At 70.6% G+C, this 14,485-nt stretch carries 14 protein-coding genes; 8 read left to right on the top strand and 6 right to left on the bottom strand.

Going from position 1 to position 14,485, the window contains the following annotated elements; translation table 11 throughout:
• The first annotated feature begins 5 nt into the window (after positions 1–5).
• The 7 genes from ACH4YL_RS11185 to ACH4YL_RS11155 all read left to right on the top strand — a co-directional run bounded on the left by ACH4YL_RS11185 (position 6) and on the right by ACH4YL_RS11155 (position 6,532).
• A complete protein-coding gene (locus ACH4YL_RS11185) occupies positions 6–1,034 on the top strand; it encodes an LLM class flavin-dependent oxidoreductase (RefSeq protein WP_398506971.1) in 1,029 nt (342 codons plus the stop codon).
• Between the two features lie 44 nt (positions 1,035–1,078).
• Positions 1,079–2,308, top strand: a complete 1,230-nt coding sequence (locus ACH4YL_RS11180; RefSeq protein WP_398506969.1) for a nucleotide disphospho-sugar-binding domain-containing protein — start codon at positions 1,079–1,081, stop codon at positions 2,306–2,308.
• On the top strand, positions 2,308–3,162 hold the full coding sequence (locus ACH4YL_RS11175; RefSeq protein WP_398506967.1) for an LLM class flavin-dependent oxidoreductase: 855 nt from the start codon (positions 2,308–2,310) through the stop codon (positions 3,160–3,162). Before ACH4YL_RS11180 ends, ACH4YL_RS11175 begins: the two co-directional genes overlap by 1 nt.
• Positions 3,162–3,878 (top strand): SDR family NAD(P)-dependent oxidoreductase, encoded by a 717-nt coding sequence (locus tag ACH4YL_RS11170; RefSeq protein ID WP_398506966.1) that lies wholly within the window; start codon positions 3,162–3,164, stop codon positions 3,876–3,878. Before ACH4YL_RS11175 ends, ACH4YL_RS11170 begins: the two co-directional genes overlap by 1 nt.
• Before the next feature lie 142 nt (positions 3,879–4,020).
• Positions 4,021–5,538 carry a hypothetical protein gene (locus tag ACH4YL_RS11165; RefSeq protein ID WP_398506964.1) on the top strand — a complete coding sequence of 506 codons (1,518 nt, stop codon included), beginning with the start codon at positions 4,021–4,023 and terminating at the stop codon, positions 5,536–5,538.
• Positions 5,539–5,623: 85 nt separating this feature from the next.
• On the top strand, positions 5,624–6,250 hold the full coding sequence (locus ACH4YL_RS11160) for a TetR/AcrR family transcriptional regulator (RefSeq protein WP_398506962.1): 627 nt from the start codon (positions 5,624–5,626) through the stop codon (positions 6,248–6,250).
• A gap of 27 nt (positions 6,251–6,277) precedes the next feature.
• Complete coding sequence (locus tag ACH4YL_RS11155; RefSeq protein WP_398506960.1) at positions 6,278–6,532, top strand: lipopolysaccharide assembly protein LapA domain-containing protein; 255 nt, start codon at positions 6,278–6,280, stop codon at positions 6,530–6,532.
• A 68-nt stretch (positions 6,533–6,600) separates the two neighbouring features.
• Here the strand turns inward: ACH4YL_RS11155 and ACH4YL_RS11150 are convergent, their stop codons facing one another.
• Positions 6,601–8,097, bottom strand: a complete 1,497-nt coding sequence (locus ACH4YL_RS11150) for a peptide MFS transporter (RefSeq protein ID WP_398506958.1) — start codon at positions 8,095–8,097, stop codon at positions 6,601–6,603.
• A gap of 194 nt (positions 8,098–8,291) precedes the next feature.
• Here ACH4YL_RS11150 and ACH4YL_RS11145 point away from each other — a divergent pair, with 194 nt between their 5' ends.
• Positions 8,292–9,491: a cytochrome P450 gene (locus tag ACH4YL_RS11145; protein ID WP_398506956.1), complete on the top strand. Its 1,200-nt coding sequence runs from the start codon at positions 8,292–8,294 to the stop codon at positions 9,489–9,491.
• A gap of 67 nt (positions 9,492–9,558) precedes the next feature.
• On the opposite strand, the gene asnB is transcribed toward ACH4YL_RS11145, so the two are convergent.
• From asnB to ACH4YL_RS11120, 5 genes are all read right to left on the bottom strand, one after another.
• Complete coding sequence (gene asnB / locus ACH4YL_RS11140) at positions 9,559–11,400, bottom strand: asparagine synthase (glutamine-hydrolyzing) (protein WP_398506954.1); 1,842 nt, start codon at positions 11,398–11,400, stop codon at positions 9,559–9,561.
• A 39-nt stretch (positions 11,401–11,439) separates the two neighbouring features.
• Entirely contained in the window at positions 11,440–11,925 is a 486-nt protein-coding gene (locus ACH4YL_RS11135; RefSeq protein WP_398506952.1) for a hypothetical protein, read from the bottom strand.
• A 2-nt stretch (positions 11,926–11,927) separates the two neighbouring features.
• Positions 11,928–12,158, bottom strand: a complete 231-nt coding sequence (locus ACH4YL_RS11130) for a ferredoxin (protein WP_398506950.1) — start codon at positions 12,156–12,158, stop codon at positions 11,928–11,930.
• 12 nt (positions 12,159–12,170) lie between these two features.
• Entirely contained in the window at positions 12,171–13,379 is a 1,209-nt protein-coding gene (locus ACH4YL_RS11125) for a cytochrome P450 (protein WP_398506948.1), read from the bottom strand.
• A gap of 69 nt (positions 13,380–13,448) precedes the next feature.
• Positions 13,449–14,480, bottom strand: a complete 1,032-nt coding sequence (locus tag ACH4YL_RS11120; RefSeq protein ID WP_398506946.1) for a methyltransferase — start codon at positions 14,478–14,480, stop codon at positions 13,449–13,451.
• Positions 14,481–14,485 lie beyond the last annotated feature (5 nt).

Below are 14,485 nucleotides of genomic sequence, written 5' to 3'. Positions count from 1 at the left end.
GCGCGATGCGACTCGGGATCAATCTCGTCCCCCAGGGGTGCGCCGAGACGGCGCAGGAGGCGGAGCGGCTGGGCTACGACGTGGCCGCGGCGCCGGAGGGTTTCCGTTCGGACGCGATCTCCGTGCTGGGCTGGGTCGCCGCGCGCACCAGCCGTATCGGCCTGCTCTCCACGGTCATCCAGATCCCGGCCCGCACTCCGGTGAGCATGGCGCTGACCGCGGCCACGCTGGACGGTCTGTCCGGCGGCAGGTTCCGGCTCGGGCTCGGCATCTCCAACGCGCATGTGACCGAGGGCTGGCACGGCGCGCCGTTCGCGAGGCCGCTGGCACGCACCAAGGAGTACGTGGAGGTGGTGCGGCGGACGCTGGCGCGCGAGGAAGTCGTGTACGCGGGCGAGCACTTCGCGCTGCCGCTGCCCGGCGGCAACGGCGGAGCGTTCCGGCTCACCACCGAGCCCGCGCAGCCCCGGCTGCCGGTGTATCTGGCGGCGGTCGGGCCGCGCAGTCTGCAGCTGACCGGTGAGATCGCGGACGGCTGGGTGGGTGTGTTCTGCTCCCCGGAGCTCGCCAAGGAGGCGCTGGTCCAGCTGCGTACGGGACGGCAGCGGGCCGGTCTGGAGCTGGACGGGTTCGACGCGTTCGTGTCCGCTCCGATGGCGGTCGGCGACGACGTGCGGACCGCGGCCGAGGCCATCAGCCACTATGTCGCGCGCTTCATGAGCCTCGGCGACAAGGACAACAACTTCTACTACCGGCTGGCCGTGCGGATGGGCCACGAGCGGGCGGCGGACGAGGTCCAGGACCGCTTCAAGGCCGGTGACGCGCGGGGCGCGGCGGCGGCCGTGCCCGTCGAGTTCATCGACTCCACCTCACTGCTGGGGCCGCCGGACCGGATCGCGCGCCGGATGGCCGACTTCGCGGCGGCGGGCGTGACCACGCTCGGAATCTCGCCCTACGCGCCCACGCTGGAGGGCCAGTTGGTCCTGGTGCGCGCCGCGGCGGAGGCGCACCGGCAGGCGGGGCTCGGCGACTGAAGAGCAGGGGGCCTCCCCTGACGCACCGGAAGGGCGATGGACACATGCGGGTGCTGTTCACGAGCTGGGCCTGGCCGACCCACTACTACCAGATGGTTCCGCTGGCCTGGGCGCTGCGGGCGGCCGGTCACGAGGTGCGGGCGGCCAGTTCGCCCTCGCTGAGCGCGACGATCGCGGCGTCCGGCGTGCCCGCGGTGGCGGTCGGGGACGACAGCGTCGACGCCGTCGCGCGGATCCGCGACTACATTCCGGGCCGCGCGCCGACCGGCACTCCCGGCGACCGGCCGACCCGGGCCAAGGGGCCACGTGCTGTGGGGCTGTTCGCGGATCTGGCCACGGCCATGGCGGACGACCTCGTGGCGTACTGCCGCGCCTGGCGGCCCGATGTCATCGTCTACGAACCCACGGCGTACGCCGGTCCGTTGGCGGCCGCGGTGCTCGGCGTGCCTGCCGTGCGCTTCCCGTGGGGTGCGGATCTGATGCACCGCGCCGGAGCGGTGGAGCTGGAGCGCGAGGTGATGGCCCCGCTGTGCGAGCGCTTCGGCCTGGACGGCGTGGATCTGCTCGGCTCACTGACCGTCGATCCGTGCCCGGCCGCGATGCAGGTGCCGGCGGCGGAGGCGTCCCGGCCCATCGTGCGGCAGCCCGTGCGCCCGGTTCCGTACAACGGCTCCGGATCACTGCCCGTCCCGCTGCCGCCGGCCGAGCGCCGCAGGCCGCGGGTCTGCGTCACCTGGGGCACGACCGTGGGTCGGCTCCACGACGACATGTATCTGGCGCCGCGGATCGTCGCCGCGCTCGACTCGCTGGACGTCGGGATCGTGGTGGCGGTCGCACGCGAGCAGCGGCACCTTCTCGGCGCGGTCCCGGAGCGGGTGAAGGTGCTGGAGTCGGTGCCGCTGCATGCCGTACTGCCGTACTGCGACGCGGTGGTGGCACACGGCGGCGCCGGGACGATCCTCACCTCACTCGCCGCGGGTCTGCCGCAGCTGGTGGTGCCGCAGCTGATCGACCACACCTTCAACGCCCAGCGGTTCACGGCGACCGGGGCCGGACTGAGCCTCACCAAGTCCGAGGCCGAGGAGCCCGAACGGATCCGTACGGCGGTGCTCGAGCTGCTGGAGCAGCCGGCGTACCGGAAGGCGGCGCAGGAGGTGCGGGACGAGATCGAACTGCGTCCGGCACCGGCCCGGATCGTCGACGTCCTCACCGGGCTCGCTGCCGCGGGCCCGGCCACTCCCCCGTCCACTCCCCCGGCCGAAGGAGGCCACTGATGCAGATCGGTGTGGGACTGCCCTCGACCGTGCCCGGTGCCCGCCGGGACCAGATCATCGACTGGTCGCGCCAGGCGGAGCTGTTCGGCTTCTCCACGCTCGGCGTCCTCGACCGTCTGGTGTACGACAACTACGAGCCGCTGATCGCGCTGACGGCGGCGGCCGCGGTGACCGAACGGATCGGTCTTGCCACGACGGTGCTGACTCCGCCGTACCGCAACAACACCCCGTTGCTGGCCAAGCAGTTGGCGTCGCTCGACGCCCTCTCGGGCGGGAGGCTGACGCTCGGCGTTGCAGCCGGCAACCGGGAGGACGACTTCCAGGTGTCCGGAGTGCCGCACTCGGCGCGCGGCCGGGTGCTGGACTCGCTGCTGGTGGACCTGGACCGCATCTGGCGCGGCGACGGGCTCGGCAGCGACCGCGCGGTCGGCCCGACGCCGAGTCCGCCGCCGCCGCTGCTGATCGGCGGCACCTCGGACGCGGCGTTCCGGCGTGCGGCGCAGTACGGCCGCGGCTGGATCGCCGGCGGAAGCTCCCCGTCCGGCTACCGGGCCAACGCCGAGCGGGTGACGGCCGCTTGGGAGAAGGCGGGCCGGAAGGACCGGCCGCATCTGGTGACCCTGCTGTACTTCTCGCTGGGCGCGGATGCGGGAGACCGGGCTCGCGGCTACTTGCTGGACTACTACGCGTTCAGCGGGCGGGCCGAGTCGATCGTGGGCATGGCGTTCACGGACGCCGACCGGCTGCGGCGGGCGGTGAAGGAGTACGAGGAAGCCGGCTGCGACGAGATCGTGTTCATGCCGTGCGGCAGCGAGACGGAGCAGCTCGAACTCCTCGCGGACGCGGTGCTGTGATGGCGTCGCTGAACGGAGCACGGGCCGGAGCACGGGCCGGAGCGCGGACCGCGCTGGTGACCGGCGCGAACCGGGGTCTCGGCCTGGCGGTCAGCACGCTGCTGCACGGACGCGGCTTCCGTGTGGTGCTCGGCGGTCGCGACGAAGAGGCGGTGACGGCGGCGGCGTCCGAACTCGGCGCGGACGCGGAGGCGGTCGTCCTCGACGTCTCGGACGACGCGTCGGTCAAACGCGCGGCGGAACGGGTGGGCCGGGTGGACGTCCTGGTCAACAACGCGGGCACGTTCCTGGACCGCGGCGATCCGCCGTCGGCCGTACCGCTGGCGCTGGTCGAGGCCACGCTCGCGGTGAACGTACTCGGCGCGTGGCGGGTCTCCCAGGCGTTTCTGCCGGCGATGGTGGCGGGCGGCTGGGGCCGGGTGGTGATGGTTTCGAGCGGCACGGGCTCCTTCACGAACGGCCTGTTCCCGCAGGCGCCGGCGTACTCGGTGTCGAAGGCCGGGCTGAACGCGGTGACCGTGCTGCTGGCGAAGGAGACGGCGGGCACAGGGGTGTTGGTGAACGCGGTCAACCCGGGCCTGGTGCGGACGCGGATGCGCCCGGAGGCGGAGCGGTCGCCGGAGGATGCGGCGGCGGACATCGTGTACGCGGCGACGCTTCCGGAAGGCGGGCCGAGCGGAGTGTTCTTCCGCAGCGGGTCGGTGGTGGGCTGGTGAGCGCAGATCTGTAAGTCATGTCCCGAGAACTCCCCCTGCCCCGGCGGTGAAGCGGCCCGCCGGGGCGGGGGTGTTCTTGGGGCGTGCTCTCCGCCGTCAAAATCCACGAGCCAATCGATCCCGGTCCAGGCACCATGCCTCTGTGAACCATGTCCTGTGCGGGCTCGCCGCCAACCCGGCCCTGCCGTCCGAGTTTGTCGACCTGCTGATCGCGGTTGCGGACGCCGACGTCGCCGGCCATCTCGCTGATCGCGCCGACCTCAGCCACGCACAGGCGGTTGCACTGGTGTCGCGCCATGAGGACGTCGCCGTGCAGCTTGCCTACGCGGGCCGGCTGACGGCCGCCGACGTCGATCCCGTGGCACAGCCGCGCGCCGCGCTCGCCCTGCTGGACGAGGGTGTCGGCCGCCCGGAGTGGGCGCGCCTGTTCGCGGCAGATCCGGTCGTCGAACGCCGGGAGAAGCTGGCCGCCTGCTCCGGCCTCCCGCCCGATGTGGTGGACAAGCTCGCCGCCGACACGGATGTACGGGTGCGCACGGAGCTCGCGTTGTGGACGACGCCGGAAACGGCCGCCCGGCTTGCGCGGCATCCGCATGCCGAGGTCCGCCGCGCGGTGGCGGCCAACGAGGCGACGCCGCCGGCCGTGCTGGCGATGCTGATCACCGGCGAGGGACTGCCGCCGGCACAGTCGTGCCTGGTCTGCGACCGCGAAGCGACCCCGTTCGTACATGATCCGCACTGCCCGCGGCTCGACTGCGATCTGCTGCCGGGTGACTCGTGTGACGGCTCCCACGAGTCCACGGTGCACGAGACGCAGCGGATGGCTCTGCTGAACCCGGCCACGCCGACCGAAGCCGTCGTCGCCTTCGCCGACCACCCGTCGGTGCACCTGCGCTGGGCGCTCGCCGCCCGTCCCGATCTGCCGCCGGCCGTCTGCGAACAGCTCGCCGGTGATCCCCGGCCCGGCGTCCGGGCCACGCTCGCCGAGAACCCCGCGATCGATGAAGCCCTGATCCGCGCGTTGGCCACCGACGAAGGCCACGACGTACAGCGCAGGCTGGCGCACCACCCGAACGTGCCACTCGACGTGCTCACCTACCTGGCCGGTGCCACCAGGATCGGTTCAACGCTGCTGCCGCGGATCGCAGGCGCCACTCCCTTTGAGGTCCAGGAGTTGGCGACGTCGCGGAATGCGGCCGTGCGGATGCTGCTGGCCGAACGGCGCGATCTGCCGCCGGTGATCCGCGACGCGCTGGCCGCCGACCCGGACGCAAAGGTGGTCAAGTCCGTCGCGCCGCATCCCGGTCTCTCCGAAGCCCGGCTGCGTGCCATGGTCGACCTGCACGGAGTCCGGGTCGTCGCCAAGGTCGCGGCCAACCCGGAGGCTTCGCCGGGCCTGTTGGAGGACCTGGCCCGCCACGAGCCGCCGGTGCAGAAGGCGTTCCGGGTGATAGCACGAAATCGCCATGCGACGGCCCCGGCGCTGCTCGGCTGCCTGACGGACCGGCAGGCGAGGCCCATTGCCGCGGGCCACCCGGCCCTGCCGCATCAGGTCATCGTCGAACTGCTCGCCGACGACGAGTGGCGGGTGGCGGAAGCGGCGGCCGCCAACCCGTCGCTTCCGCCGGCCGTGATGTCGGAGCTGGTGCGGTGTGCGTAGCCCCATGACTGGGCAAATCTCTCCATTTGTTGAGCGATGACTCAGCAAATGCCGCATTCTTGAGCGGACGCTCTAAAATGTGGATGTGAGCGAAACCAGTGCGAGGCGAGGGCGGCCACGGGGCTTCGACCGTGCCGCCGCACTGGCGGCCGCGACCCGGCTGTTCTGGGAGCGCGGCTACGAGGCCACCTCCATCGGCGAGCTGACCGCGGCCATGGGCATCAGGCCCGGCAGCCTGTATGCGGCCTTCGGGGACAAGAAGACCCTGTTCAGGGAAGTGGTCCACAGCTACCGGCGCTCACCCGTCGGCGCCTTCATCGGCGTGGCCCTGCGGGAGGAGGCCACCACCCACGGCGCCTTCGCCCGCATCCTGCGCGAAGCAGCGGTCAGCTACCCCGACCCCTCGCACCCGGCCGGCTGCCTGACCATCAGCGCGGCCACCAACGTCACCCCGCAGGACGCCGAAGTCGAGATCTTTCTCCGTAATCTGCGCAAGGAGAACCTGATCGCGTTCGAGGACCGCCTGCGGACGGCGCAGCAGGCGGGCGAGCTGCCCGCGGAGGCCGACCCCCGCGCGCTCGCCTCGTACTTCGCCGCGGTCATCCAGGGCATGTCACAACGTGCCCGGGACGGCGCCAAGGCGGCCGAGCTGGGCGAAGTCGCCGGTCTGGCGCTGGCGGCGTGGCCTGCGAAGGCGGCCGATCAGGACTAATGGCCCAGAACATTCGATACTGGGACCATGGCACAGAAAACATCCGGCCCGCACGACCCGCCGACCCTGACCGTCAAGGGTCGGGACGTGCGGATACGCACCATAGGGCTCGTGGCGCTGGCCGCCCTGGCCATCTGGTTCATCGCCGCAAATACCGAGTCGGTCGAGGTCAGGCTGTGGATCCCCACCGTCACACTCCCCCTCTGGGCGGTACTGACAGTGACCCTGGTGGTCGGGGTGGCCATTGGCATGCTCTTTGCCCACCGGCGCGCGAGACGCTGACCCGGTACGCCTGGTAGGCCTGCACGCCCGGTACGCCCGGTACGCCCGGGCGCCCGGGCGCCCGCGCCCTAGACGCCCAGGCGCCGCCGCAGCCGTCCGGCCCCCAGCGCCAGCGCCGTCCCCACCGCCGCCGCCAGCGCCGCGAGGATGAGGAAGTAGCCCGGGCCCGGCAGGTTGTCCTCCGAGAAGCGGACCGCCTGGCCGCCGACGCCCGCTCCCAGTGCCGCGGCCAGCCAGAAGACACCGATCATCTGGCTGATGAAAGTCGCCGGGGCGACCTTGGTGGTCACGCTCATGCCGACCGGGGCGAAGGACATCTCGCCGCACGCCTGAAGCAGATACGCGACCAGCAGCCACAGCGGGGTGACGTCGTGGCCGTCCGACGCGGCCACCGTGGCCAGGGCCATCACGAGCAGGCTCGAGCCCATGAAGCCCAGACCGAGAGCGAGCTTCGTCGGGGCGGCCACGCGGTCGCCGAGGCGGACCCAGAGGCGGGCGAAGAACGGGGCGACGGCGATCATGAACAGCGGGACGGCAGCATGGAACCAGCTGGCCGGGATCGTGAAGCCGCCCACCGTGCGATCGGTGGAGACCTTGGCGAAGAGCGTGAAGACGGAGCCGCCCTGGACGAAGATCATCCAGAAGATCGCGGCACTCAGGAAGACCCAGATGTACGCCCTCACCCGGCCCCGCTCCTCGTGCGTGACCTCCCGGCTGCGCAGCAGGTACCAGAAGCAGGCGATCGTCGAGCCGATCGCGAACAGGCCCGCCAGCATCAGCACATGGCGCAGTTTCAGCGTGCCGGCCGCCGCGTCCGCGCCGAGGATCACGGTCACCGCGGCGACGATGACGAGGCCGCCGCGCACCACGCGCCGGCGCTCGTCCGGTGCCGCCCTGCGGGTCGGTTCCTTGCCGACGTCGCCGAAGCTCGCGCTGCCGCGGACGTACTGCAGTACGCCGATCGCCATGCCGAGCGCGGCCACGCCGAAGCCCAGGTGCCAGTCGACGAGTTCGCCGAGCGCTCCGGTGACCAGCGGGGCGACCACAGCGCTGATCTGGATGCTCATGTAGAAGATCGAGAAGCCCGCGTCCCGCTCGGCGTGCGCGTCGCGCGGATAGAACGCGGCGAGCATCGAGGCGAGGTTCGGCTTGAGCAGACCGGTGCCGACGGCCAGCAGGCCGAGGCCGCCGTAGAACGTCGGCAGGCTCGGCACGGCCATGCAGACATGTCCGAGAGCGATGACGATCCCGCCGTACAGGACGGCCTTTCGGGCGCCGAGTATCCGGTCGCCGATCCAGCCGCCGGGCAGCGATGCCATGAAGACGGTGGAGAGATAGACCCCGAACAGGGCCGCTGCCGTGCTGTTGCCGAGCCCCAGGCCGCCGTCCGCCTTCGACTCCGAGGCGTACAGGAAGAGCAGCGCGGCCATGCCGTAGAAGCTGAACCGCTCCCACATGTCGGTGCCGAACAGCGTGGTGAACCAGCGCGGCCAGCCGAGGAAGCCGCGCCGGACCGGCTCGGGCTGCTGCTCGCCGGCCACCGGAGCAGTGGCATCGGTAGTCATCGGTCCTCCTCGTACGCGTATGTGCGCGCAGGCTGACACGGCGTGCTTACGAGGTGCTTGAAGCGGACTCGATGTCGCCGCCCGCATCGAGCCGGGCTCCATCGCGGGTCGAACCGCGGCTGTCACGATCCGGCCTGACGCAGTGCGCCCCCACCAAGAGACCCAAGCAGCCGGAACCACTAAGGAGTCACGCGATGACCGCTGAGGATCCTCCGCGCACCTTTCCGCTCCCCGCGCCCGATCCGCTCGAGCCCGCGCCGGAGTTCGCGAAGCTGCGCGAGTCGGAGCCCGTCGCGCCGCTGACGCTGCCCACAGGCCATCGCGCGTGGGTGGTGACCCGCTATGAGGACGTACGTCATGTGCTCGCCGACCCGCGGTTCAGCAAGGAAGCGCTGACCGCGCCGGACGCGCCTCGGCTGCTGCCGGTCGCCAAGGGCTCGAAGTCCATCTTTGTGATGGACCCGCCGGAGCACACCCGGTTGCGGAAGCTGGTCACCAAGGCGTTCACCGCGCGACGGATCGAGCAGCTGCGCCCGGCCGTTCGGCAGACCGCCGACCGGCTGGTGGCGGGCATGGCCGCCGAGGGGGCGCCCGCGGATCTGATCGGGCATCTGGCGCAGCCGCTGCCGATCACGGTCATCTGTGAGCTGCTGGGAGTCCCGTACGAGGACCACGAGCGGTTCCGGGAGTGGACCGACGTCATGCTCAGCATCTCCGCGGCGCAGCACGACGCGGTGATGGAGGCGCGGATCAGCCTCAACGCCTATCTCGCCGAGCTGATCGAGACGAAGAAGGCGAATCCGGCCGACGATCTGCTGACCGTGCTGATCGACGCCCGGGAGGAGGGCGACCGGCTGTCCGAGGAGGAGCTGCTGGCCTTCGGTCATACGTTGCTGGTGGCCGGATATCACGCCACGACCGGTGAGATCGTCGGCGCGCTGATCACGCTGCTGCGCAAGCCGGATCTCTGGGAACGGCTGCTCGCCGACCGGGAGTTGGTGCCCAGCGCGGTCGAGGAGCTGTTCCGCTACTCGCTGGCGGGCGGCGGCGCCGGCGCGATGCGGATCGCCACCGAGGACATGGAGCTGGGCGGCGCGCTGATCCGTGCGGGCGAGGCGGTGCTTCCCGCGATCACGTCCGCCAACCGCGACGAGTCGGTCTTCGAGCAGGCCGCCGAGGTCGACATCGCCCGCGAGCACAACCCGCATCTGACCTTCGGGCACGGGCTGCACCACTGCCTGGGCGCGCAGCTGGGCCGGATCGAGCTCCAGGAGGCGCTCGGCGCGCTGCTGGACGGGCTGCCGGGGTTGCGTCTCGCGGTTCCCGCCGAGGAGTTGGAGTGGGTGAGGGGCTCGGCGTTCAAGCGTCCGCAGACGCTGCCCGTGACCTGGTGAGGCTCAGTACACGTACGCCAGTGCCCCCGGCCCTTCGAAAGGGCCGGGGGCACTGCCGTGAACAGGGTCAGAAGTCGAGCACCAGGTCGTACGCCGACAGCCACTCGTTGACGTGCAGCGCCATGTCGACCTCGATGCGGGTCAGTTTGCCGGCCACTGTCTGATCCCTGCGGATGTCCTCGACGACCGTCGGGTTCAGCAGCGGCAGCACCGGCGCGTCCCCGCCGGCCAGCAGCTTGCCGAACTGCTCCTGCACATAGGCGTCGTACGACGTGTCGTTGGAGATCGGATAGCCCGTCTTGGGCCGGTTCAGGATCGACTCGGGCAGCAGATCCTTCACGGCGGCACGCAGCAGGCTCTTCCACTGGCCGTCGAAGGTCTTGAACTCGCGCGGCGCGTTGAAGACGTACTCCTGCAGCCGGTGGTCGCAGAACGGCACCCGCACCTCCAGGCCCAGCGACATGCTGAGCCGGTCCTTGCGGTCCAGCAGAGTGCGCATGAAGCGGGTCAGGAAGAAGTAGGTGCATTCGCGGAACTGCTTGTCGCGGCCGGTTTCGCCCGGCAGGTTCGGCATCCCGGCGACGGCCTGGCGGTACTGGTCCGCCTGGTAGGACGTGACGTCGAGATGGGCGGAGAGCGGGCCGAACAGCGCGGGCAGCCCGAGGTTGTGCGCGAGCGTCCACGGCAGTGTGCCGGGACGGCCGTACTCCGGGTGGTGGAACCACGGGTAGCCGCCGAAGAGTTCGTCGGCGGACTCGCCGGTCAGCGCCACCGTGGACTGGCCACGGATCGCGCGGAAGAGCAGATACAGCGAGATGTCCATGGAGCCGGGGCCCGCGATGAGCACCGGCCAGTCCATGGCCCGCACCACGTCGCGCCGTACCGACGCCTCGATCATGTCGTCGTTGCCGAGCACGATGTGATTGTGGTCGGCGCCGACGTGTTCGACGACCTCGTGGACGTACGGCGAGTCCGGCGTCGGGTGGGTGAGGTCGGGCTCGAAGTTGTCGAGATAGCCGGCGAAGTCGACCGCGAACGAGCGGACCTTTCCGCTGCCGTCCTGCCGTTTGGCGATGGCGGCGAGTGCGGTGAGGGTGCTGGAGTCGAGACCGCCGGAGAGCATGGTGCACAGCGGCACATCGCTGACGATCTGCCGGGTCACGATGTCTTCGAGCAGCTCCCGCACGGTGCGGATGGTGGTCGGCAGGTCGTCCTCGTGCTCGTGCGCCTCCAGCTTCCAGTACCGGCTGAGCCGGGAGCCGTGACGGCCGACCTTCAGGATGTATCCGGGGGTCAGCTCCGGCATGTCGCGGATGGCGCCGACGCCCGGAGCCTTGGTACCGGCGAGGATCTCCCGCAGGCCGTCGGCGTCGACGGTGCGGCTGGCCAGCCGGTTGGCGAGGATGGCCTTGGGCTCGGAGCCGAACAGCACTCCCCCGCCGGGCAGTTGCTGGTAGTAGAGCGGCTTGATGCCCACCCGGTCGCGCACCAGCAGGAGTTCTTCGCTGCGTGCGTCCCAGATGGCGAAGGCGTACATGCCGTTGAGGCGCTCCACGAAGCCCTCGCCCCACTCGAGGTAGGCGCGGAGCACCACTTCGGTGTCGCTGCGGGTGCGGAAGCGGTGTCCGAGGCCGGCCAGTTCCTCGCGCAGCTCCTGGAAGTTGTAGACCTCGCCGCTGTACGTGAGGCTGGCGAGGACCTGGCCGTTCTCCTCGGCCACCATGGGCTGGCGGCCGCCTTCGAGGTCGATGATGGACAGCCGCCGGTGCCCGAGGGCGGCGTGCTCGGTGATCCAGACGTCACCGGCGTCCGGCCCGCGCAGGGCCATCGTGTCGGTCATCGCCTGTACGGCGGCGACCTCTTGGCGCAGATCACGTGTGAAGTCCACCCAACCGGCGATGCCGCACATGTGGTTCTCTCCTTCAGACCGTGAAGAGTCGTCAGACCCTCAAGCGTCGTCGATGCCGAAGCGGGTGGCCTTCGCGCCGGCGTGGACCGTCAGCAGGACGTTGCCGTCGGCGTCGACGGCGGTCCCGGTTCCCTCCGAGACGAAGGTCGTCGGCGAGGTCAGCCTCCCTTCGTGCCGGATCCTGACCTCGTACTGGAAGTCGCCGAGTGCGTCGGTCCACAGGTGGCGCAGGACGAAGACGAAGCGTGTCTCGCTGACCCTGCGCCAGACGCCGAGCCCGGTGTGCGAGGCGTTGGCGGTCTGCACGACGAGCTGCCCGTCCGCGCCGAACGAGAAGTGCGCCCGCTCGACGGTGCCGGGACCCGGCGTGATGGTCACCTGGACCGCCCAGGCGCCCATGGGGCCGCTGGGGGCCGCTTGGGCGCCGGCGGCCGGCGCGGCGACGGCGGTGGTCAGGCCCGCGGCTGTCGCGGCGCCCGTTCCCATGAGCAGCCGGCGGCGGGTGGTCGACGATCTGCCGGTCATGGTCACTCCTCGCTGGGGACTACGGGCCGACCGGTGTGGTCGGTGACGGAGATGGCCTCCGCCGGGCAGGCTTCGACGACCTCGATCAACTCACCGTCCGGGTCGACAAGTTCGGCGACCGGACGGGTGCGGAGTCGGTCGTCGACGGTGAAGTAGCGCGGGGCCTGCGCGGTGCAGATGCCGCTGCGCTTACAGGCGCGGTCGACCGCGATCCGCCACTGGGGCGTTGTCATGGCGGTCCGCCCTCACCAGGTGACCGGCAGGTTCGCCAGTGCGCGGGCGGTGAGGCCGGTCTTCCAGGTCAGCCACTCCACCGGCACGGCGAGCCGCAGCGTGTCGGGCACCTTCTCGATCAGCGTGCGGAGCGCGATCTGCATCTCGAGCCGGGCGAGCTGGGCGCCGAGGCAGTGGTGCACGCCGTAGCCGAAGGACAGATGGGTGTTCGGGGTGCGCTCCACGTCGAACCTGTCGGGATCGGCGAAGATCTCTTCGTCGTGGTTGGCGGAGCCGAGCGCGGCGATCACCGCTTCGCCCTGGCGGACCTGCACTCCGCCGATCTCGAGGTCCTCGGTGGCGACGCGCAGTTGCGTGCCGGTGAAGACGAACGGGTTGTGGCGGAGCAGCTCCTCGACCGCACCCGGGATCAACTCGGGCTTCTTGCGGAGCAGTTCGAGCTGTTCGGGGTGCTGGAGCAGGGTGAACAGCGCGATGCCGAGCGAGTTGGAGGTGGACTGGTGGCCGACCGTCATCAGGATCATCGCGAAGTCGAGGAGTTCGTCCTCGGACAGTGACTGTCCTTCGTCGCGGGCGTGCACCAGGACGCTGAGCAGATCGTCGGTGGGCTCCTCGCGGCGGACCTCGATCAGTCCGCGCAGATAGCCGACGATATTGCCGCGGGCCTCGCCGACCTCTTCCTTGGTGTGTCCGCCGAGGCTGAAGATGACCTCGCTCCACGCGTGCAGCCGGTCGCAGTCCTCGTACGGAACGCCGAGCAGCTCGAAGATGACCTTGATCGGCAGATTGAGCGCGAAGCACGACATCAGGTCGACCGGGTGCGGTGCCACGAGCACCAGTCCGACCTGCTCGTCGGCGAGTTGCTGGATGCGCGGACGCAGCGACTCGACGCGGCGGGCGGTGAAGGCCTGCATCACCAGCCGGCGCAGCCGGGAGTGGTCCGGCGGGTCCATCCCGAGGATGGTCTTGGGCCCGGGGCTGGTGTTGCCCATCCGCGGCGCTTCGGGCCGCTCGGCGGCGGCACGGCTCAGCCGCGGGTCGACCAGCGCCTGGCGTACGTCCGCGTAGCGGGTCAGCAGCCACGCCCGGTCACCGGTCGGCAGGGTCACCCGGCTCACCGGAGCCTTCTCACGCAGCCGCGCGAACTCCTCCGGCGGCACAAAGCCTTCGGGCGGGGGCGCCGGGAACGGAAACGTGAGGAGGTCCTCGTCGATCGACATCGCTACCCCTTCTTGATGTATGTGAAGCGCCGCGGCGGCCGCCGTGAGGCGGCCGGAACGCGGCGTCCCTCACTTCTTGCGGCCGACCAGGAGGATGTCGTTGGTGGGCAGGAGCTCCGCGGTGACCTCGGCGAAGCCGGCCTCCGCGAACCACTTCTTGGCGTCGTCGACGTGGTACTCGGAGCCGCCGTGCGTGACCACGAGCATCGTCAGGCTGGTCAGCAGGTTGTTCAGCGGGCTGAGTTCGTCGTCCAGCATGGGGTCGTACACGAGCAGGAAGCCGCCCGGCTTCAGGCCGGCGTACGCGCTCTTGATCAGCTGCTGGCGGCGCTCGGGCGACCAGTCCTCGAGGACGTGTCCGATGATGACGACGTCGGCCGTCGGCACCGGGTCGGCGAAGAAGTCGCCGCCGTGGAAGGCGATCTTGTCCTTGAGGCCGAGGCCGCCGATGTGGTCCTCGTACGCCGGCTGCACGGTCGGCAGGTCGAAGACGGTGCCGGTGAGGTGCGGGTGGGCGTCGATGATGGTGGCGAGGAGGTTGCCGCGCGCGCCACCGACGTCGGTGACGGTCTTGACGGAGCTCCAGTCAAACGCCTTGGCCAGCTCCGGGCCGACGGCCCAGTTGAGGGCGTCCATCATGGCGACGAAGTCGCGCATCTGCTCTTCGCTCTTGTACAGGTGCTTGAACATGTTGTCGTCGCCGTGGCCCTCGATCTGCGACTCACCGGTCTTCAGCGACTCGGTGAACCCGCCCCACGCCGGGTAGAGCACGGCGTTCGAGCGGTCGAGGAAGCGGCCGACGTAGGTGCGCTTGCCCTTGACCAGGTGGGTCTCGGCCGGCTCGGAGTTTCCGTACTTGCCGTCCTTGCGCTCCAGGAGACCGAGCCGGACCAGCGCGTTGAGGAACTCGCGGGAGCCGCGGGAGTGCAGGCCCAGCCGCTCGCGGATCTCCGCCTCGGAGGCGGGACCGGTCTCGCTCAGCTTGGTGAAGAGCTCGAGTTCGGTGGCCGTCAGCAGGACCTTGGCGCTTCCGAAGGCCATGCCCAGTCCGACGATGTCTTGGAGGCTCAGCGAACCCTGCTTTTCGGGTGTGCTTGTCATGCGCC

The organism is Streptomyces sp. NPDC020681 (assembly GCF_044334895.1).
Classification (GTDB): domain Bacteria; phylum Actinomycetota; class Actinomycetes; order Streptomycetales; family Streptomycetaceae; genus Streptomyces.
The sequence above is the reverse complement of the archived record's forward strand: the minus strand, read 5'-3'. Positions and strand labels throughout refer to the sequence as shown.